Source organism: Ideonella dechloratans (assembly GCF_021049305.1).
GTDB classification, from domain to species: Bacteria; Pseudomonadota; Gammaproteobacteria; order Burkholderiales; family Burkholderiaceae_C; genus Ideonella; species Ideonella dechloratans.
The window spans coordinates 3773760-3791873 of sequence record NZ_CP088081.1; the positions used below are offsets into that span (position 1 = coordinate 3773760).

Consider the following 18114-nt stretch of genomic DNA (forward strand, 5'->3'; position numbering starts at 1 on the left):
CCGGCAACGGGGGGCCGCGCCGCGTCCATTTCAGTGTGCAAAAGGGCGCGTCCATCTGGGAGCCCCGCCATGAAGACCCCGACCCTGTTCCTGCTGCGCAGTGCCCTGGCCCTGGCGGCCCTGCATGCCCTGTCGGCCCAGGCCGCCCCGGCCGCCCCGGCCACCGCGCCCGATGCGCTGACCACCGCGCTGCGCGCCAAGGTGCAGAACATCGTCGTCATCTACGCCGAGAACCGCGCCTTCGACAACCTCTACGGCCGCTTTCCCGGCGCGGACGGTCTGGCCACGGTGCTGGATGCCCAAGGCCGCCCCACCGCCGCCTACGCCCCCCAGCACGACCGCGACGGCAGCCTGCTGGCCCAGTTGCCGCCCACCTGGGGCGGGGTGACCATGCCCGGCGTGCTGCCGGCGGTGACCCAGGCCCAGAGCGCCGGCCTGCCCAACCGGCCCTTCGACATCGGCCAGGCCTTCGGCACCCGGCTGGGCACGGACACCGTCACCCGCGACCTGTACCACCGCTTCTTCGAGAACCAGATGCAGATCAACGGCGGCCGCAACGACGGCTTCGTGGCCTGGGGCGACAGCGGCGGCCTGGTGATGGGCCACTTCGACACCGGCGAGACCGCCATGACGGCGCTGGCGCGCGAGTACGTGCTGGCCGACCACTTCTTCCAGGGCGCCTTCGGCGGCTCCTTCCTGAACCACCAGTACCTGATCTGCGCCTGCGCGCCCGAGTACCCGAACGCGGACACCGCGCCGGCCAAGCCCAGCATCGCCGAGCTGGAACGCGACGCGCAGGGCGCCTACCTGCCCCGCCTGGCCGTGTCGGCCAAGAGCCCGGCCTCGGCCATGGACGGTCGGCCCATCTTCGTCCACTCCGGCAACCTGACACCGAAGAACTACTTCGGCGACGGCACCTTCCGCGCCGTCAACACCATGCAGCCGGCCTGGCAGCCCAGCGGCAACCCGCCGGCCGATGCCGCCAAGGCGCCGATGGTGGCCAACCCGGCCAAGCCCACCACGCTGCCACCGCAGACCACCCCCACCATCGGCGACCTGCTCAGCGCCAAGGGCATCGGCTGGGCCTGGTACGCCGGGGCCTGGGCCGAGGCGGTGGCCGACGGCCAGCAGCCTGCCGGCACGCCGCGCCGGGTGATCTACGCCAGTGAGCAGACGGGCGTGACCTCGCCCGCGGCGGTGGGCTTCCAGCCGCACCACCAGCCCTTCAACTACTACGCGGCGATGGACCCGCTGCGCCACCCCGAGGCCCGCGCCGCCCACCTGCAGGACGGCCGCGACCTGCTGCGCGCCGCGGCCGCGGGCAGCCTGCCGCCGGTGGCCTTCTACAAGCCCGAGGGCCTGTACAACCAGCACCCGGGCTATGCCAGCGTGGCCGATGGCGACCGCCAGATCGCCGCCCTGGTGCGCCGCCTGCAGGCCAGTCCGCAGTGGAAGCAGATGGTCATCGTGGTGACCTACGACGAGAACGGCGGCCAGTGGGACCACGTGGCGCCCCCGACCGGCGACAAGCTGGGCCCGGGCACCCGCATCCCGGCCATCGTCATCTCGCCCTTCGCGAAGAAGGGCACGGTGGACCCCACGCCTTACGACACCGGCTCGGTGCTGCGCCTGATCACCCGGCGCTTCGACCTGCCCACGCTGGCCGGGCTGCGCACCCGCGACGAGGCGCTGAAGGCGCATGGCCAGCCGGCCATGGGCGACCTGACCGCGGCGCTGACGCTGGACTGAGCCCCGGCCGGGGTCGGCGGATCAGGCCACCCGAGCCATCCGCTCGGCCGCCAGCGCCAGCCAGCGGCCGTAGATGCGCGCGGCGGTGGCCTGGCTGTCGGCCAGCCAGCGCGCGGTGTCGGCCCGCATCGCGGCCTCGCCCTGCACGCCGGCATGGGCGCGCAGCGGGTGGCCGTCGGCCGGGGCCTCGGCGCACCAGCGGTCCAGCTTCTCGGCATCCACCTCGATGTGGAACTGCATGCCCAGGTGCGGCCCGAAGGCGAAGGCCTGGTGGGCGCAGGCGGCGTTGCGCGCCAGCAGGGTGGCCCCGGCCGGCAGCGCGAAGGTCTGGAAGTGCCACTGGTAGGCCGGCAGCGCGGCGCGCTCGCCCAGCCAGGCGGCGGCCAGCGGATCGGCGGTGGTCTCGACGCGCGACCAGCCGATCTCGGGCACGGGGTTGTCGGTGGTGGGCGCGCCCAGGGCGCGCGCCAGCATCTGCCCGCCCAGGCAGTGGCCGACGATGGGCACGCCGCGGCCGATGGCGTCGCGCATCAGGGCCTCGGCGCGGCGCAGGAAGGGCAGCTCGTCGTTGACGCTCATGGTGCCGCCCAGCATGGCGATGGCGTCCCAGTCGCGGGCCTCGGTGGGCACGGTGTGGCCCTCGGCCACCTGGCACAGCGTGAAGGCCTGGCTGCGCTGCTGCAGCCAGTGCGCCAGAAAGGCCGGGCCGTCGCTGGCCAGGGGTTGCAGGATCAGGACACGGGGCGCGGCAGACGGCATGGGCGGCGGGAACAGGACGGGTCTTCAGTGCCCCGCACTGTAGCCGGCCGTGCGCACCGGCGCCTCGGGCACGAAGACCCACAGCAGCACGTAGAGCAGCAGGCCGGTGCCGCCGAACAGCACCAGCAGCACCGCGATCAGGCGCCAGATCCACGAGGCCAGGCCGGTGATCTCGGCCAGGCCCCCGCAGACGCCGCCCAGCCAGCGGTCCTCGCGGCTGCGGCGCAGGCCGTTGACGCTCTGGGCGAAGGCGTTGGCGGGCGGCTCGCCGCGCAGCAGCCGCGCCTTGGCACGGGCGAATTCATCGTCGGAGAGCTGGCCGCGGGCATGCAGCTCGGCCAGCTTGGCCAGTTCGTCGGCATCGGACATGGGGGTCTCCTGGGGAAGGCATCGATGGGCACAGTGTGAGGCGGTCGGCCGGCCCCGGCCATCCCCAGGCGACCAATGGGGTCACCGGCAGCATGGTCTGCCCATGGCCGCGACGAACCGCGGCGGGCCGCGGCCGCCGGATCAGCCCGGGGTCCCGGTCAAGGCCCGCGCGGCCGCCTGCCGACACAGCGCCCCGTCGGCCAGGCCGTGGGCGGCATGGTCCTGGCAGGCATGCACCAGCTTGATCACATGGTCGTCGTCCTGGGCGCAGGCGGCCGCGCGCAGGGCCGGCCAGCCGGGCAGGGTGTCGGGCCGGGGCAGCGGGCGGAACGATGCCCGGTGCAGCGGCGCGGCCAGCCAGCCGGCCACCACCACCCGCCACAGCACGCTGGCATCGGTCTGCGGCGGCAGCCAGGGCAGCAGCACCCGCACCGCCCGCAGGCCGGTGACCAGGTGCAGCACGGTGAAATCGCCGCTCAGGGCATGGCCTTGCAGGGCCACGGGCACCAGCCGGGCCAGGGCCTCGCCCAGCGGCAGGGCCTGCGGCGCCCGGGCCAGCAGATGCTGGTAGAGCGGGCTGCGGCTGGCCTCGGCCATGCAGTGGCTGATCGACGGCGCCTCCAGCGCCAGGCGCCCGCCCGCGGCCTGCAGCGCCACGACCCAGTCGGCCCAAGGCTGGGGATCGGTGGCGGCCACCGCCGGCAGGGGGCGCCAGCGGCTGGCCCAGAAGGCCAAGGCCGAAGCCAGCTCGGCGTCATGGCCGGCCTGCAGCGCATGGGCCACGCGGATGGGGCCGTGCAGCGCAGCCGCGCCCAGGCCCGGCCAGAGCGCGGGCAGCACGCCCCGCACCCAGGGCCCGGTGCCATGCAGGGCCAGGCCCTGGACCATGGCCTCGCGCAGCGGGCCATAGGCGTCGGCCAGCCCCCGCAGGCGCTGCCAGCCGGGCAGCACCTGCGGCGGCGCCGGGGGCGGCGGAGGCGCCCCCTCGGCCGCATCGGTCCCGTTGGTCCCGTTGCCCCCGTTGGCCGCACCCGCTCCCGCCAGACCCTGACGCATCAGGTACTGGTGGGCGAAGGCCTCCAGCCGGTCGGCATCGGCGCCCAGACGGGCCAGGGCATGCAGGGCCATGGGCAGGTGGTTGGTGTAGCCGCTGGGCAGCGCGGGGTCGAGGGTGGCGCAGCGGTCCAGCAGCGCCTGCAGGGCGGTGCGGGCCCGGGCCGCCGGGCGGCTCAGCGCCTCGGGCGGCAGCTGCGATGACGGCACCCGGGACGGCGGAAAGGGCAAGGCGGCAGAGGCCTGACGGGCCAGGGCGGAAAGGGCAGCGGGCATGGCGGGCTCATCGGCTAGGTGGGAAGATGGGCGCCATCGTGCAAGTTAAAGTGAACTTCATGTCAAGCGTCATTTCGGACCCATCCCTGCCCGCCGAGCGGCCGCAGGCCACGCAGGTTCTGAGCATCGGCGAGCTGGCCCGGCGGGCCGGCCTGGCGCCCAGCGCGATCCGCTTCTACGAGCAGCAGGGCCTGATGGCCTCGCAGCGCAGCGCCTCGGGCCGGCGGCGCTACACGCGGGCCGATCTGCGCCGGCTGGCCTTCATCCGCGCGGCCCAGACCCTGGGCCTGTCGCTGGAGGAGATCCGCGCCGCGCTGGCCAGCCTGCCCGAGGGCCGCACGCCCACCAAGGCCGACTGGGAGCGGCTGTCGCGCGGCTGGAAGGCGCTGCTGGACGACCGCATCGCGGCCATAACGCGGCTGCGCGACCGCCTGGGCAGCTGCATTGGCTGCGGCTGCCTGTCGCTGAAGACCTGCGCGCTGTACAACGCCGAGGACGCGGCCGCGGTGCGCGGCCCCGGCGCGCGCTACCTGCTGGGCGAGCCTCCGGCCACCCGGCCTCCGATGGAGGCCGCGCCGATCACGCCGCCCGCAGGCAATCGACGATCTGCAGCCGGGCGGCCCGCCAGGCGGGGATGAAGCCGCCGACGAAGCCCATGGCCAGCGCGAAGACCAGGGTCTGCACGACGATGCCGGGCGTGAGCTTGAACTGGAAGGCCAGTTCGGCGAAGGTCTGGAAGTTGGTGGTGCTGATGTTGACCGTCTGCATCAGGCTGGCGCCGGCCAGGCCCATCAGGCCGCCCACCAGGGCCAGCAGCAGGCTCTCGCCCAGGAAGGCGACCAGCACCGCGCCGCGGCGAAAGCCCAGGGCGCGCAGCGTGCCGATCTCGGCGGTGCGCTGCGAGACGGCGGCGAACATGGTGATCATGGCCCCCACCACCGCGCCGATGCTGAAGATGATGGACAGCGCGGTGCCCAGGATGCGGATGAAGGTGGCCAGGGCCTGGCTCTGCTCTTCGTAGAACTGCACCTCGGGCTTGGCCTCCACGGTCAGCCGCGGGTCGGCGGCGATGACGGCCTGCTGGCGCGCGAAGCCGTCCGGATCGGCCAGGCGCCAGAGCACCACCGAGTAGGCGCTGCGGCGGAAGGCCTGCATCATCACGTCCACATCGCCCCAGATCTCGCTGTCGAAGGCGGTGTGGGCGGCGTCGAAGATGCCGACGATGCGCCACTGCCGCCCGGCAAAGCGCAGGCTCTGGCCCAGGAGGGCGCCGGCAAAGCCTTCGCTGACGGCGCGGCCGACGATGATCTCGGCGCTGCCGGGGCGGAACATGCGCCCGGCCACCAGCTGCACCTGGGGCCGCAGCGCCAGGCCGGCGGCCGAGGTGCCGCGCATGGTCAGGTTGCCGGCCTTGGCGCTGTCCTTCTTGGGCAGGGCGTTCAGCACCACGGTCTCGGCGCTGGCCAGGCGCTGGCCGTCGGCCCCGCGGGCGATGCCCGGCAGGCTGGCCAGGACGGCGGCCTGGCTGCGGTCCACGCCGCTGCTGATCTCCGAGGGCGAGCCCTTGCGCAGGGCGATGACGTTGTCGGGCCGGCCGGTGGCCACCAGGGTGGCGCGGATGCCCTCGCTCATCATCAGCACGGTGGCGAAGGTGTAGACCACCAGGGCCATGCCGCCGGCGGTGAGCAGGGTGGTGACGCGCCGCACCCAGAGGTTGCGGGCGATGTAGGACAGCGGCACGGCCTTCATGCGGGCCCCCTCATGCCATGAACCTCAGGCCGCTGACGATGTCGATGTGGCTCATGCGCCAGGCCGGCCAGGCCGCGGCCACCGTGCCCACCAGCAGGGCCGCGCCGATCTGCAGGCCCATGGTCAGCGGCGTGATGTGGAAGGCCGGCAGGAAGCTGCCCAGCGCGTGGGCGATGCCGGCCACCGCCGGGAAGGTGGCCAGGAGACCCAGCGCGCCGCCGATCACCGCGATCAGCAGGCTTTCGCCGAAGAGCAGGGCGACGACGAAGCGCGGCGGGAAGCCCAGGGCCTTGAGCGTGGCGTACTCGGACAGGCGCTCGCGCGCGGTCATGGTCATGGTGTTGGCCATGACCGCCATGATGATGACGATGATGATGAAGCTCACCGCCTGGATGGCCGCCAGGATGGCGTCGCTCATCGAGACGAAGCTGAGCTGGAAGGCGGCTTCGGTCTCGGTCAGGGTCTCGGCCAGGGAGTTGCGGAACTCGGCGTCGATGTGCTGCGAGATGAGGGCGGCATTGGCCGGCTGGTCGATGCCGACGATGAAGGCGCCGGTGCTGTCGCCCCGGCCGGGGAAGCGCTGCTTGATGCTCTCGTTGACCAGCTCGTAGTGGACCAGCATCTGGTTCTCGTCGGTCCTGGCTTCGGCGCCGGTCCAGATGCCGCGCAGCGTGAAGGTCCAGGTGCCGGGGTAGATGGTGCCGCGCAGCGGGATCTGGTCGCCGATCTTCCAGCCGTACTGGGCGGCCAGCTTGCGGCCCACCACCGCCCCCTGGCGGTCGCGGATGAAGGCCTCCTTCTCCTCGGGCTTGAGCACGTACTCGGGGTAGAGCTTGAGGTAGCTGGCGGGCTCCACCGCGAACTGGGGGAAGAAGTTCTTCTCGCTCTGGTAGATGCCGCCGAACCAGTTGGCCCAGCTGACCGCGGTGACGCCATCGACCGCCTTGATGCGCGGGGCGTAGCTCAGCGGCAGGGCGAAGGTCAGCGAGATGGCGCTGCGGGTGACCAGGCGGGTGCTGGAGCTGGCCTCCACGCCCGCGTACCAGGCGTTGATGAGGGTGCGCAGCAGGCCGAAGGCGGTGATGGCCACGACCAGGCCGAGGATGGTCAGCCCGGTGCGCAGCCGGTGGCGGAAGGCGTTGCGCAGCAGCAGCTTCAGTAAAAACATGCCTACCCCCGCCCGTGGCCGCTCACGCCGGCGCCTCGTCCACCAGCACGCCCTTTTCCAGGTGCACCATGCGGTGGGCCCGGGCGGCGGCCTTGGGGTCGTGGGTGACCATCACGATGGTCTTGCCCAGTTCGCGCACCAGCGCGTCCATCAGCGTCAGCACCTCCTCGCCGGTGGCGCGGTCCAGGTCGCCGGTGGGCTCGTCGGCCACGATGAGGGCCGGGTCGGTCACCAGGGCGCGGGCGATGGCCACGCGCTGCTGCTGACCGCCGGAAAGCTCGTTGGGGTAGTGGTCGGCGCGGTCCGTCAGCCCGACCATGGCCAGCACCGTCTCCACCCGTTCAGCCCGCTCGCGTGCCGACAGCGGGGTGAGCAGCAGCGGCAGCTCCACGTTCTCCCAGGCGCTGAGCACCGGCAGCAGGTTGTAGAACTGGAAGATGAAGCCGACGTTCTGGGCCCGCCAGTCGGCCAGCTGGCCTTCGCTGAGGGTGGCGATGTCCACCCCGCCGATCTCGATGGTGCCGCTGCTGGGGCTGTCGATGCCGGCGATCAGGTTGAGCAGGGTGCTCTTGCCCGAGCCGGAGGGGCCCATCAGCGCGACGAACTCGCCGGGCATCACGGTGAGGTGGATGTCCAGCAGCACGGGGATGGTCTGGTCGCCGCGCCGGTAGTGCTTGCCCAGCGAGCGGATGCGGATCAGCGGCGTGGGGTCAGCGGCCATTCACTTGGCTCCCGCGGCGGCCACCTTGACGCGCGCCTGGTCCTTCAGGCCCTCGGGCGGCGAGAGCACCAGGCGGTCACCGGCCTTCAGGCCGCCGGCCTGGCGCAGCTCGACCACATCGCCCAGGGTGCGGCCCTTGGCCACGGTGACGGCGCTGGCCTTGTCGTCGGCGCCGATGCGGAAGACCACCTCGTGGCCGTCGCGGGGGACGATGGCCTGCGGCGGCACGGCCAGCACCGGCTGCTGGTCGGCGGCGCTGACCGCCTGGGACAGGAAGCTGACCTTGGCGCTCATCTCCGGCAGGATGCGCGGGTCCAGCTGCTCGAAGCGCACCTTGGTCATCACCGTGGCCTTGGCCCGGTCCACCGTGGGCACGATGCGCGAGACGCTGCCGCGAAAGCGCACGCCGGGAATGGCGTCCAGCGTGATCTCCACCGGCTGATCGGGCTTGACCTGGGCCACGTTCGATTCGGAGACATCGGCCTCGACCTCCAGCGTGGACATGTCGGCCACCGTCACCACCGCGCCCGAGGTGCCCGAGGCGTTGGAGAAGGGCGTGATCAGGTCGCCCACGTTGGCGTTCTTGACCAGCACCACGCAGTCGAAGGGCGCGCGGATCTCGGTGAAGTCGCGGTTGACCTGCTGGACCTGCACCTGGGCCTGGGCCTGGGCCAGGCCGGCGCGCGCGGTGCCCACGCCGGCCACGGCGGCGGCGGTGGCGGCCTGGGCCGCCCGGGCCTGGGTGCGGGCCGTCTCCACCGCCTGGGGCGAGACGAAGTTCTGGGCCGCCAGGCCCTCGGTGCGGCGCAGGTTGTCCTCGGCCAGGGCCTGCTGGGCCTGGGCCTGGGCCTGGCTGGCCTGGGCCTGCCTGAGCGCCGCCTCGGCCTGCTGCACCCCGGCCTGGCTGGCCGACAGCGAGGCCAGCACGTCGGAGGCGTCCAGCCGCGCGATCAGATCGCCCTTCTTGAGCACGCTGCCCTCGCGCACTTCCAGCGCCACCAGCCGGCCGGTGGCCTTGGACGCCACGGCCGCGCGGCGCTGGGCCACCACATAGCCCGAGGCGGCCAGCAGGTTGTACTGCTGCGAACCGTAGGCCGTCTGCACCGCGGTGGCCTGCACCTCGGTGGTGTGGGGCCCGAACAGGCCCACCGCCACCGCGATGGCCACGCCCACCGCCAGCACCACCGGCCAGCGGCGGCGGCGCCGGGCCGGGCCGGCACCGCGCTGGATCTTCAGGCCGGCCAGGCCGGTGGGCGCCGCGGGGGGCGGGGGGGCGGAAGCGGGCGAGGCGTGGGAGGGATCGACCATGGGCAGGAGCGGGGCGAGCCAGGGAAACCCCAAGCATGCCATGAGTGCACCGGTCGCCAGAAACCCGGCCCCCCTGTCCACCGCCCGGGCACTGCTAACGTTGGAGGCCATGTTGGAACCTCATGGCCCGGACGGACTCTGACACCGGCGCCCTGACCTTTGCGTGACAAGGAACCCGTTGTGAACCGTCGACACTTCACCCTGCAGACCGCCGCCGCCCTGATGGTGGGCGTGCTGGCCGCCTGCGACCAGACCCCGGCCCAGGCCGCCGCCCCCAGCGTGGCCAAGATCCCGGCCGACCAGGCCTACGCCCTGGCCGCCAAGGGCACCGGCTTCTCGGTGGGGCCGCTGATGGCCGCCCACACCGCCTATGTGTTCTTCGACACCACCTGCCCGCACTGCGCTCACCTGTGGCAGGCCCTGCAGCCGCTGGCCAGCCAGGTGCGGGTGGTGTGGATGCCGGTGGGCTATCTGCAGCCCAAGTCCCTGACCCAGGGCGTGACCATCCTGTCGGCGCCGGAGCCCAAGGTGGCGATGGCCGAGAACGAGCAGCGCCTGCTGGCCCGCCAGGGCGGCATCACGCCGGCCAGCACCCTGAATGAAGACCTGGTGCAGAAGGTCAAGGCCAACACCGCGCTGTTCATGCAGATCAGCGGCGAGAGCGTGCCGCTGATCCTGTTCCGCAACGCCAAGACCGGCGAATACGGCAGCCAGGCCGGGGCGATGGACACCGCCCAGTTCGCCGCCCTGCTGGGGCTGTGAACCCGCCGCGCAGGACGGGCGTCGGCCTCAGGTCGGCGCGTCCTGCAGTTCGGCGCTGGCGATGACGCCACCGCCCAGGCAGACCTCGCCGTCGTAGAGCACGGCCGACTGGCCCGGGGTGACGGCCCATTGCGGCTCGGTGAAGTCCAGCCGCAGCGTGGCCCCGGCGCCGGGCGCCAGCGTGCAGGGCGCGTCAGCCTGGCGGTAGCGGGTCTTGGCGGCGATGGCCCCGGGCGCCGGCGGCTCGCCGGCCACCCAGCTGGTGTCGTCGGCCACCAGGCTGCGGTACTGCAACCAGGGGTGGTCGTGGCCCTGCACCACGTAGAGGATGTTGCGCTCCAGGTCCTTGCGGGCCACGTACCAGGGGGCGTGCTCGCCGCCGCCGCGCTGGGCCTTCTTCTCCTTCACGCCGCCGATGCCCAGGCCCTGGCGCTGGCCCAGGGTGTAGAAGGACAGGCCCACATGCTCGCCCAGCCGGCGGCCGCGGTCATCCAGGATGGGGCCGGGCTGGTTGCTGAGGTAGCGGTTGAGGAAGTCGCGGAAGGGCCGCTCGCCGATGAAGCAGATGCCGGTGGAGTCCTTCTTCTTGGCATTGGGCAGCTTGAGCTCGGCGGCGATGCGGCGCACCTCGGTCTTGGGCAGCTCACCCACCGGGAAGATGGTCTTGGAGAGCTGGGCCTGGTTGAGCCGGTGCAGGAAGTAGCTCTGGTCCTTCAGCGGGTCCAGGCCCTTGAGCAGCTGGAAGCGTCCGCCCACTTCGCGCACCCGGGCATAGTGGCCGGTGGCGATCTTGTCGGCGCCCAGGCGCATGGCGTGGTCCAGGAAGGCCTTGAACTTGATCTCGGCGTTGCACAGCACGTCCGGGTTGGGCGTGCGGCCGGCCTGGTACTCGCGCAGGAACTCGGCGAAGACGCGGTCCTTGTACTCGGCCGCGAAGTTGACGTGCTCGATCTCGATGCCCAGCACGTCGGCCACCGAAGCGGCGTCCAGGAAGTCCTGGCGCGTCGAGCAGTACTCGCCGTCGTCGTCGTCTTCCCAGTTCTTCATGAAGATGCCGATGACCTCGTAGCCCTGCTGCTGGAGCAGCCAGGCGGAGACCGAGGAATCGACGCCGCCGGACAGGCCGACGACCACACGTTGTGAAGCCATATCCCGGATTGTAAAAAGGCCGGGCTGCCCGCGCCGGCGTGGGGCCTCGCCCGGCGGCCCTCAGGCCCGGCCGTAGAGGCTGGGATCGGTGTGCAGCAGGTCCAGGGGGTAGCGCTGCCCGGCCCGGTACTGGCCGATGCTGTCGAGCACGAAATGGCTGCGGTGCCGCGCACGGCAGGCCTGCAGTTCCTCCCAGCTCAGCCAGTGGTTGGCCACCACCGGCGCGTCGTAGACCCGGCCGGCCACAGGCTCAGCCACCGAGCCGGTGAAGGCGAATCGCAGGAAGGTGATGTCCTCGCCACCCGGGCGCTGCAGCCGACCCATGTGGATGCCCACCAGCGCCTGCGCCACAAAGGGCCGCATGGTCTCTTCCAGCACCTCGCGGGCCACCGCCTCGACCAGGCTCTCGCCCGGGTCCAGGTGGCCGGCCGGCGTGTTCAGGCGCAGGCCGTCGGCCGTCATTTCCTCGACCAGCAGAAAGCGGCCGTCGCGCTCGATCACCGCGGCCACGGTGACGTTCGGTTTCCAGCGTGGTGCACCCATGCCGGCATGGTAACCAGCCTGAAACCCGGCGCGGTTTTTGGGGGGTGGCGGGCAGGCCCGTCGGGGGCCTGCCACACCCCGGCCGCCCCCCTCTCGCAAGTGGGGCCATTGCCTGTAAGCTGCCCTGCAACCAGCGGGCGGCAACGCACCGCCCGCAGACCATCCCCGCATTGAAGAAGAGGAGAGACCCATGTTGATCGGCGTTCCGCTGGAAACGGCGGCCGGAGAGACACGTGTGGCCGTCACGCCCGAGACGGCCAAGAAGCTGGTGGCCCAAGGCCATCAGGTGAAGGTGCAGGCCGGCGCCGGCCTGGCCGCCAGCGTGCCGGACGCGGCCTATGAGGCCGCCGGGGCCACGCTGACGGACCGCAACGGCGCCCTGGGCGCCGAGCTGGTGCTGAAGGTGCAGCGCCCCTCGGCCGACGAGCTGGCCCTGATGAAACCCGGCGCCGCCCTGGTGGGCATGCTCAACCCCTTCGACAAGGACGGCCTGGCGGCCCTGGCCGCCGCCGGCCTGTCCAGCTTCGCGCTGGAGGCCGCGCCCCGCACCACCCGGGCCCAGAGCATGGACGTGCTGTCCAGCCAGGCCAACATCGCGGGCTACAAGGCGGTCATCATGGCGGCCGACCGCTACGGCAAGTTCTTCCCCATGCTGATGACCGCGGCCGGCACGGTGAAGGCGGCCAAGGTCGTCATCCTGGGCGTGGGCGTGGCGGGCCTGCAGGCCATCGCCACCGCCAAGCGCCTGGGCGCCACCATCGAGGCCTCGGACGTGCGGCCTTCGGTGAAGGAGCAGGTCGAATCGCTGGGCGCCAAGTTCATCGACGTGCCCTACGAGACCGCCGAGGAAAAGGAGGCCGCCGAGGGCGTGGGCGGCTACGCCCGGCCGATGCCGCCGAGCTGGCTGGAACGCCAGAAGGCCGAGGTGGCCAAGCGCGTGGCGGCGGCCGACGTGGTCATCTCCACCGCCCTGATCCCCGGCCGCGCCGCGCCGGTGCTGATCACCGAGGAGATGGTGAAGGCCATGAAGCCGGGCTCGGTGATCGTGGACATCGCCGCGGGCAAGGGCCCGGGTGGCAGCGATGGCAACTGCCCGCTGACCGAGGCCGGCCGCACGGTCGTCAAGCATGGCGTGACCATCGTCGGCGAGACCAACTTGCCGGCGCTGGTGGCGGCCGATGCCTCGGCCCTCTATGCCCGCAACGTGCTGGACTTCCTCAAGCTGGTGCTGCCCAAGGACGGCGGCGCGCTGACGATCCCGGCCGATGACGACATCGTGGCCGCCTGCCTGGTGACCCAGGGCGGCGCCGTGCTGCGCGCCTGAACCTCTTTCATCCCAACATCGATCGGAGCCCTGCCATGGACGCCGTGTCCCCGACCCTGATCAACCTGATCATCTTCGTGCTGGCCATCTACGTGGGTTACCACGTGGTGTGGACCGTCACCCCCGCGCTGCACACCCCGCTGATGGCGGTGACCAATGCGGTGTCTGCCATCGTCATCGTGGGCGCCATGCTGGCCGCCGCGCTGACCGAAACCCCCCTGGGCAAGACCATGGGGGTGCTGGCCGTGGCCCTGGCCGCGGTGAACGTCTTCGGCGGCTTTCTGGTGACGCGCCGCATGCTGGAGATGTTCAAGAAGAAGGAGAAGAAGAAGCCGGAGGAGAAGGCGTGAAAGCCGTCGTCCTCACCGTCGTCTTCGTCGTCGGCCTGATCAACGCCAGTTTCGTCGGCGTGGTCGTGGCCGAGCTGGCCGAATCCCGCACCGCGGGCGCGCTGGCTGCACTCGTCACGATGGCCCTGGAGGCCCTCGTCGTGCGCCAGGTCCGCAAGGCCATCGCCGCTTCCTCTTCCGCCCAGCCCCAGCCCGGGAGTCCCGCATGAGCATGAACCTCGTGACGCTGCTGTACCTGATCGCCAGCGTCTGCTTCATCCAGGCCTTGAAGGGCCTGTCCCACCCCACCACCTCGATCCGCGGCAATGTGTTCGGCATGACCGGCATGACGATCGCGGTGGTGACCACCGCCGCGCTGATCGCCAAGCTGGCCGGCTCGCCCATGGGCCTGTCCTGGGTGCTGGTCGGCCTGCTGGTGGGCGGCAGCGCCGGCGCCATCATGGCCCAGCGGGTGGAGATGACCAAGATGCCCGAGCTGGTGGCCTTCATGCACAGCATGATCGGCCTGGCCGCGGTCTTCATCGCGGTGGCCGCCGTGGCCGAGCCCGGCGCCCTGCTGCACGGCCTGGCCAAGGGCGACCCCATCCCCACCGGCAACCGGCTGGAGCTCTTCCTGGGCGCGGCCATCGGCGCCATCACCTTCAGCGGCTCGGTCATCGCCTTCGGCAAGCTCTCGGGCAAGTCCAAGTTCCGCCTGTTCCAGGGCGCGCCGGTGCAGTTCGGCGGCCAGCACCTGCTGAACCTGGTGCTGGGCCTGGCCACCGTGGGCCTGGGCCTGGCCTTCATGGCCACCGAGAGTTGGAGCGCCTTCTTCGCCATGCTGGCCCTGGCCTTCGTGCTGGGCGTGCTGATCATCATCCCGATCGGCGGCGCCGACATGCCGGTGGTGGTCTCCATGCTCAACAGCTACTCGGGCTGGGCGGCCGCGGGCATCGGCTTCTCGCTGAACAACGCGATGCTGATCATCGCCGGCTCGCTGGTGGGCAGCTCGGGCGCCATCCTCAGCTACATCATGTGCAAGGCGATGAACCGCTCGTTCATCAACGTGATCCTGGGCGGCTTCGGCGGTGACACCGCCACGGCGGCCGCGGGCGACCAGGTGCAGCGCTCGGTCAAGAGCGGCAGCGCCGACGACGCGGCCTTCATCCTGGGCAATGCCGAGACGGTGGTCATCGTGCCGGGCTATGGCCTGGCGGTGGCCCGCGCCCAGCACGCGGTCAAGGAGCTGGCCGAGAAGCTCACCGAGAAGGGCATCACGGTCAAGTACGCCATCCACCCGGTGGCCGGCCGCATGCCCGGCCACATGAACGTGCTGCTGGCCGAGGCCGAGGTGCCCTACGACCAGGTCTTCGAGATGGAGGACATCAACGGCGAGTTCGGCCAGACCGATGTGGCCATCATCCTGGGCGCCAACGACGTGGTGAACCCGGCCGCGCTGCAGAAGGGCTCGCCCATCTACGGCATGCCCATCCTGGAGGCCTACAAGGCCAAGACCATCATCGTGAACAAGCGCTCGATGGCCGCAGGCTACGCCGGCCTGGACAACGAGCTGTTCTACATGGACAAGACGATGATGGTCTTCGGCGACGCCAAGAAGGTGGTCGAGGAGATGGTCAAGGCCGTGGAGTGAGGGCGGCGCGAGGGCCGGCCCGCGTACCATGCGGGCATGACCCTCGCCATCGTCAGCGCCCTGCCCGACGAGCTGGCCGCGCTGCAGGCGCGGCTGGACGTCGACCACACCCAGACCCTGGCCGGCCGCACCCTGCACCGCGGCCGCCTGGCCGGCCACGACGCCATCCTGGTGCTGTGCGGCGTGGGCAAGGTGGCCGCGGCCACCACCACCGCGCTGCTGCTGGACCGCTTCGACGTGGGTGAGCTGCTGTTCACCGGCGTGGCCGGCGGCATCGGCCCCGGCGTGGCGGTGGGCGACGTGGTGGTGGCCGACACCCTGCTGCAGCACGACATGGACGCCTCGCCGCTGTTCCCGCGCTGGGAGGTGCCGCTGACCGGCCTCAGCCGCTTCGCCGCCGATGGCGCGCTCTCCGCCCGGCTGGCCCGCGCGGCCGCGCAGGTGCTGCGCGAGGCCCCGCCGCCCGCGCTGCGCGAGTTCGGCGTGCAGGCGCCCCGGGTCCACACCGGCCTGGTGATCAGCGGCGACCGTTTCGTCTCCTCGCACGCCGAGGTGGACACGCTGCGGGCCGAGCTGCCCGACGCCCTGGCCGTGGAGATGGAGGGCGCGGCGGTGGCCCAGGTCTGCCACGACTTCGGCCGGCCCTTCGCGGTGCTGCGCAGCATCTCCGACCGTGCCGACGACGCGGCGCACGTGGACTTCCCGCGTTTTCTGCGCCAGGTGGCGGCCCCGTATTCGCGCGACATCGTGCTGGCGGCCCTGCAGGCCGGCTGAGCGCCGCGACACCGGATACACCCCCCGGGATTACCCGGATCCGACTTATTTTCGAACGATCGTTCGATTACGATCTGGGTCGCATCTATGGAGTCCCCGGGAATGGAACGAATCTGGTTGAAGCACTATCCGGAAGGCGTGCCCGCCGACATCGACGTGTCGGTGTACCCCTCGCTGGTCGCCCTGCTGGAGGAGAGCTTCCGCAAGCATGCCGCGCTGCCGGCCTACCGCTTCATGGGCAAGAGCTTCAGCTACGCCCAGGTGGACGAACTGTCGCGCGCCTTCGCGGCCTATCTGCAGGCCAGCGGCCTGCAGCCCGGCGACCGCGTGGCGGTGATGATGCCCAACGTGCCCCAGTACCCGGTGGTGGTGGCCGGCATCCTGCGCGCGGGCATGGTGGTGGTCAACGTCAACCCGCTCTACACCCCGCGCGAGCTGGAGCACCAGCTCAAGGACGCCGGCACCAAGTCCATCGTCATCATGGAGAACTTCGCCGCCACGCTGCAGGCGGCGCAGGCCCACGCCAAGGTGGTGGACCACGTGGTGCTGACCGCCATGGGCGACATGCTGGGCTGGATCAAGGGCGCGGTGGTCAACCACGTGGTGCGCCGGGTCAAGAAGATGGTGCCGGAGTTCCAGCTGGCCGACGCGGTGCGCTTCAACGACGCCATCGCCCAGGGCCGCGGCGCGGTGTTCAAGCCGGTCACCGTGCGCCCGGACGACATCGCGGTGCTGCAGTACACCGGCGGCACCACCGGCGTCAGCAAGGGCGCGGTGCTGCTGCACCGCAACCTGGTGGCCAACGTGCTGCAGTCCGAGGCCTGGTACCGCCCGGCCATCGACCGCGTGGCCGCCGAGGGCCAGGTGGTCACCATCTGCGCGCTGCCGCTCTATCACATCTTCGGCTTCAACACGAACATGATGCTGGGCCTGCGCATGGGCGGCTGCGGCATCCTGATCCCCAACCCGCGCGACCTGGCCGGCACGCTCAAGACCCTGTCCACCGAGCGCTTCCACAGCTTCCCGGCGGTCAACACCCTGTTCCACGCCCTGGCCCACCACCCCGACTTCGACAAGGTGGACTGGAGCCACCTGAAGATGTCGGTGGGCGGCGGCATGGCGGTGCAGCAGGCCACGGCCAAGCTGTGGCTGGAGAAGACCGGCTGCCCGATCTGCGAGGGCTACGGCCTGTCGGAGACCTCGCCGGTGGTGTCCTGCAACCCCACCACCTCCACCGCCTACAGCGGCACCATCGGCCTGCCGGTGCCCAACACCGAGCTGCGCCTGATCGACGACGAGGGCCACGAGGTGCCCGCAGGCCAGGCCGGCGAGATCGCGGTGCGCGGCCCGCAGGTGATGGCCGGCTACTGGCAGCGCCCGGACGAGACCGCCCGGGTGATGACGGCCGACGGCTTCTTCCGCACCGGCGACGTGGGCATGGTGGACGAGCGCGGCTACTTCCGCATCGTCGACCGCAAGAAGGACATGATCCTGGTGTCCGGCTTCAACGTTTACCCTAACGAAGTCGAGGACGTGATCACCCAAATGCCGGGCATCATGGAGTGTGCCGCCGTCGGGGTTCCCGACGAGAAGGCCGGCGAGGTGGTGAAGGTCGTGATCGTGAAGAAGGACCCCGCAGTGACAGAGGCCGATGTGCGGCACTGGTGCGAAGCCAACCTGACCGGCTACAAGCGGCCCAAGTTGGTGGAGTTCCGCAACGACCTGCCCAAGACGCCGGTGGGCAAGGTGTTGCGGCGCGAACTGCGCGACCGGCCAGCCACGCCGGCGCGCTGACCCCGAGCCCCCGGTGCGCCCGCCGGCGCACCCGTCTCCCGGCCGTCAGACAGCATGAGCAGTTCCCGCTACGTCAAGACCGCCGCAGGCCACGCGGAGATCCAGTCCAAGTCCCTGGCCCTGAGCCGGCCGGTGCGCAACCTGCTGCTGGTCATCAACGACAGCCAGCCCGGCACCTTCTGGCTGCAGCAGATCCGCGGGCTGGCAGACAGCGACCTGAACGCCTTGCTGGAAGCGGGCCTGATCGCCGAGGTGGCCGGTTCCGCCGGCGCCCCGGCCGCGCCCCGCCCCGCGCGCAAGCCGGAGCCCGCTGCGGACGAGGGCCCGGACACGGTGCCCAGCGCGTTCGACCCGCAGGGCGGCGACGCCGCCGCATCGCTGCTGCAGGACACCCTGCAGGCCATCGGCGAGGCCAGCTACAGCGCCCTCTACGACACCCTGACCGCCCAGGCCAAGGGCCAGCTGGGGCTGGTCAAGGGCTACCGCTTCGCGCTGGAGGTGGAGCGCGCGGCCGGCCCCACCGAGCTGCAGACCCTGGCCCGGCGCTTCACCCAGGGGCTGCGGGACGACCATGGCATGGCCGCGGTGCGCCAGTTCCTGGACGCCCTGCGCGCCGCGGGCTGAGGCGCGGCGACC

At 71.6% G+C, this 18114-nt stretch carries 19 protein-coding genes; 10 read left to right on the forward strand and 9 right to left on the reverse strand.

Annotated elements, in window-relative coordinates; translation table 11 throughout:
* Positions 1-69: 69 nt before the first annotated feature.
* A complete protein-coding gene (gene acpA / locus LRM40_RS17590; protein ID WP_151124845.1) occupies positions 70-1749 on the forward strand; it encodes an acid phosphatase in 1680 nt (559 codons plus the stop codon).
* 21 nt (positions 1750-1770) lie between these two features.
* On the opposite strand, the gene LRM40_RS17595 is transcribed toward acpA, so the two are convergent.
* The 3 genes from LRM40_RS17595 to LRM40_RS17605 form a co-directional block, all read right to left on the reverse strand.
* Positions 1771-2508, reverse strand: coding sequence for a type 1 glutamine amidotransferase (locus LRM40_RS17595; protein WP_151124844.1), 738 nt, complete (start codon positions 2506-2508; stop codon positions 1771-1773).
* Between the two features lie 24 nt (positions 2509-2532).
* Positions 2533-2877, reverse strand: a complete 345-nt coding sequence (locus LRM40_RS17600) for a PspC domain-containing protein (protein WP_151124843.1) — start codon at positions 2875-2877, stop codon at positions 2533-2535.
* A gap of 141 nt (positions 2878-3018) precedes the next feature.
* Positions 3019-4206 carry a questin oxidase family protein gene (locus tag LRM40_RS17605; protein WP_151124842.1) on the reverse strand — a complete coding sequence of 396 codons (1188 nt, stop codon included), beginning with the start codon at positions 4204-4206 and terminating at the stop codon, positions 3019-3021.
* A gap of 59 nt (positions 4207-4265) precedes the next feature.
* Between LRM40_RS17605 and soxR the strand changes: the two genes are divergently transcribed.
* On the forward strand, positions 4266-4844 hold the full coding sequence (gene soxR / locus LRM40_RS17610) for a redox-sensitive transcriptional activator SoxR (RefSeq protein ID WP_151124841.1): 579 nt from the start codon (positions 4266-4268) through the stop codon (positions 4842-4844).
* Here the strand turns inward: soxR and LRM40_RS17615 are convergent.
* The 4 genes from LRM40_RS17615 to LRM40_RS17630 are packed head-to-tail and all read right to left on the reverse strand — an operon-like array spanning position 4786 to position 9152.
* Positions 4786-5955 carry an ABC transporter permease gene (locus LRM40_RS17615; protein WP_151124840.1) on the reverse strand — a complete coding sequence of 390 codons (1170 nt, stop codon included), beginning with the start codon at positions 5953-5955 and terminating at the stop codon, positions 4786-4788. The genes soxR and LRM40_RS17615 overlap by 59 nt on opposite strands.
* Positions 5956-5965: 10 nt before the next feature.
* Entirely contained in the window at positions 5966-7123 is a 1158-nt protein-coding gene (locus LRM40_RS17620; RefSeq protein ID WP_151124839.1) for an ABC transporter permease, read from the reverse strand.
* Positions 7124-7145: 22 nt separating this feature from the next.
* On the reverse strand, positions 7146-7844 hold the full coding sequence (locus tag LRM40_RS17625) for an ABC transporter ATP-binding protein (RefSeq protein ID WP_151124838.1): 699 nt from the start codon (positions 7842-7844) through the stop codon (positions 7146-7148).
* Positions 7845-9152, reverse strand: a complete 1308-nt coding sequence (locus LRM40_RS17630) for an efflux RND transporter periplasmic adaptor subunit (protein ID WP_151124837.1) — start codon at positions 9150-9152, stop codon at positions 7845-7847.
* A 180-nt stretch (positions 9153-9332) separates the two neighbouring features.
* Between LRM40_RS17630 and LRM40_RS17635 the strand changes: the two genes are divergently transcribed.
* Positions 9333-9914, forward strand: a complete 582-nt coding sequence (locus tag LRM40_RS17635) for a thioredoxin fold domain-containing protein (RefSeq protein WP_151124836.1) — start codon at positions 9333-9335, stop codon at positions 9912-9914.
* 27 nt (positions 9915-9941) lie between these two features.
* On the opposite strand, the gene mnmA is transcribed toward LRM40_RS17635, so the two are convergent.
* Positions 9942-11063 carry a tRNA 2-thiouridine(34) synthase MnmA gene (gene mnmA, locus LRM40_RS17640; protein ID WP_151124835.1) on the reverse strand — a complete coding sequence of 374 codons (1122 nt, stop codon included), beginning with the start codon at positions 11061-11063 and terminating at the stop codon, positions 9942-9944.
* A gap of 60 nt (positions 11064-11123) precedes the next feature.
* Positions 11124-11606, reverse strand: a complete 483-nt coding sequence (locus tag LRM40_RS17645; protein WP_151124834.1) for an NUDIX domain-containing protein — start codon at positions 11604-11606, stop codon at positions 11124-11126.
* Positions 11607-11796: 190 nt separating this feature from the next.
* Here LRM40_RS17645 and LRM40_RS17650 point away from each other — a divergent pair, with 190 nt between their 5' ends.
* The 7 genes from LRM40_RS17650 (at position 11797) to LRM40_RS17680 (ending at position 18102) form a co-directional block, all read left to right on the forward strand.
* On the forward strand, positions 11797-12930 hold the full coding sequence (locus LRM40_RS17650; protein ID WP_151124833.1) for a Re/Si-specific NAD(P)(+) transhydrogenase subunit alpha: 1134 nt from the start codon (positions 11797-11799) through the stop codon (positions 12928-12930).
* Positions 12931-12965: 35 nt separating this feature from the next.
* Positions 12966-13280 carry an NAD(P) transhydrogenase subunit alpha part 2 gene (locus tag LRM40_RS17655; protein ID WP_022979489.1) on the forward strand — a complete coding sequence of 105 codons (315 nt, stop codon included), beginning with the start codon at positions 12966-12968 and terminating at the stop codon, positions 13278-13280.
* Positions 13277-13489: a hypothetical protein gene (locus LRM40_RS17660; protein WP_151124832.1), complete on the forward strand. Its 213-nt coding sequence runs from the start codon at positions 13277-13279 to the stop codon at positions 13487-13489. Before LRM40_RS17655 ends, LRM40_RS17660 begins: the two co-directional genes overlap by 4 nt.
* Positions 13486-14910, forward strand: coding sequence for an NAD(P)(+) transhydrogenase (Re/Si-specific) subunit beta (locus tag LRM40_RS17665; protein WP_151124831.1), 1425 nt, complete (start codon positions 13486-13488; stop codon positions 14908-14910). The genes LRM40_RS17660 and LRM40_RS17665 overlap by 4 nt, the downstream gene beginning before the upstream one ends.
* Positions 14911-14946: 36 nt before the next feature.
* A complete protein-coding gene (locus LRM40_RS17670; RefSeq protein WP_151124830.1) occupies positions 14947-15684 on the forward strand; it encodes a 5'-methylthioadenosine/adenosylhomocysteine nucleosidase in 738 nt (245 codons plus the stop codon).
* A 102-nt stretch (positions 15685-15786) separates the two neighbouring features.
* On the forward strand, positions 15787-17478 hold the full coding sequence (locus tag LRM40_RS17675) for a long-chain-fatty-acid--CoA ligase (RefSeq protein WP_151124829.1): 1692 nt from the start codon (positions 15787-15789) through the stop codon (positions 17476-17478).
* A 54-nt stretch (positions 17479-17532) separates the two neighbouring features.
* Positions 17533-18102, forward strand: coding sequence for a hypothetical protein (locus tag LRM40_RS17680; protein ID WP_151124828.1), 570 nt, complete (start codon positions 17533-17535; stop codon positions 18100-18102).
* Positions 18103-18114 lie beyond the last annotated feature (12 nt).

Bases quoted from the DNA above. Each gene is read 5' to 3' on its own strand.
- LRM40_RS17665 (WP_151124831.1), top strand. From the start codon at position 13,486: ATGAGCATGAACCTCGTGACGCTGCTGTACCTGATCGCCAGCGTCTGC.
- LRM40_RS17600 (WP_151124843.1), bottom strand. From the start codon at position 2,877: ATGTCCGATGCCGACGAACTGGCCAAGCTGGCCGAGCTGCATGCCCGC.
- acpA (WP_151124845.1), top strand. From the start codon at position 70: ATGAAGACCCCGACCCTGTTCCTGCTGCGCAGTGCCCTGGCCCTGGCG.
- LRM40_RS17670 (WP_151124830.1), top strand. From the start codon at position 14,947: ATGACCCTCGCCATCGTCAGCGCCCTGCCCGACGAGCTGGCCGCGCTG.
- LRM40_RS17645 (WP_151124834.1), bottom strand. From the start codon at position 11,606: ATGGGTGCACCACGCTGGAAACCGAACGTCACCGTGGCCGCGGTGATC.
- LRM40_RS17675 (WP_151124829.1), top strand. From the start codon at position 15,787: ATGGAACGAATCTGGTTGAAGCACTATCCGGAAGGCGTGCCCGCCGAC.
- LRM40_RS17605 (WP_151124842.1), bottom strand. From the start codon at position 4,206: ATGCCCGCTGCCCTTTCCGCCCTGGCCCGTCAGGCCTCTGCCGCCTTG.
- LRM40_RS17655 (WP_022979489.1), top strand. From the start codon at position 12,966: ATGGACGCCGTGTCCCCGACCCTGATCAACCTGATCATCTTCGTGCTG.
- mnmA (WP_151124835.1), bottom strand. From the start codon at position 11,063: ATGGCTTCACAACGTGTGGTCGTCGGCCTGTCCGGCGGCGTCGATTCC.
- soxR (WP_151124841.1), top strand. From the start codon at position 4,266: ATGTCAAGCGTCATTTCGGACCCATCCCTGCCCGCCGAGCGGCCGCAG.
- LRM40_RS17625 (WP_151124838.1), bottom strand. From the start codon at position 7,844: ATGGCCGCTGACCCCACGCCGCTGATCCGCATCCGCTCGCTGGGCAAG.
- LRM40_RS17630 (WP_151124837.1), bottom strand. From the start codon at position 9,152: ATGGTCGATCCCTCCCACGCCTCGCCCGCTTCCGCCCCCCCGCCCCCC.
- LRM40_RS17650 (WP_151124833.1), top strand. From the start codon at position 11,797: ATGTTGATCGGCGTTCCGCTGGAAACGGCGGCCGGAGAGACACGTGTG.
- LRM40_RS17620 (WP_151124839.1), bottom strand. From the start codon at position 7,123: ATGTTTTTACTGAAGCTGCTGCTGCGCAACGCCTTCCGCCACCGGCTG.
- LRM40_RS17680 (WP_151124828.1), top strand. From the start codon at position 17,533: ATGAGCAGTTCCCGCTACGTCAAGACCGCCGCAGGCCACGCGGAGATC.
- LRM40_RS17595 (WP_151124844.1), bottom strand. From the start codon at position 2,508: ATGCCGTCTGCCGCGCCCCGTGTCCTGATCCTGCAACCCCTGGCCAGC.
- LRM40_RS17615 (WP_151124840.1), bottom strand. From the start codon at position 5,955: ATGAAGGCCGTGCCGCTGTCCTACATCGCCCGCAACCTCTGGGTGCGG.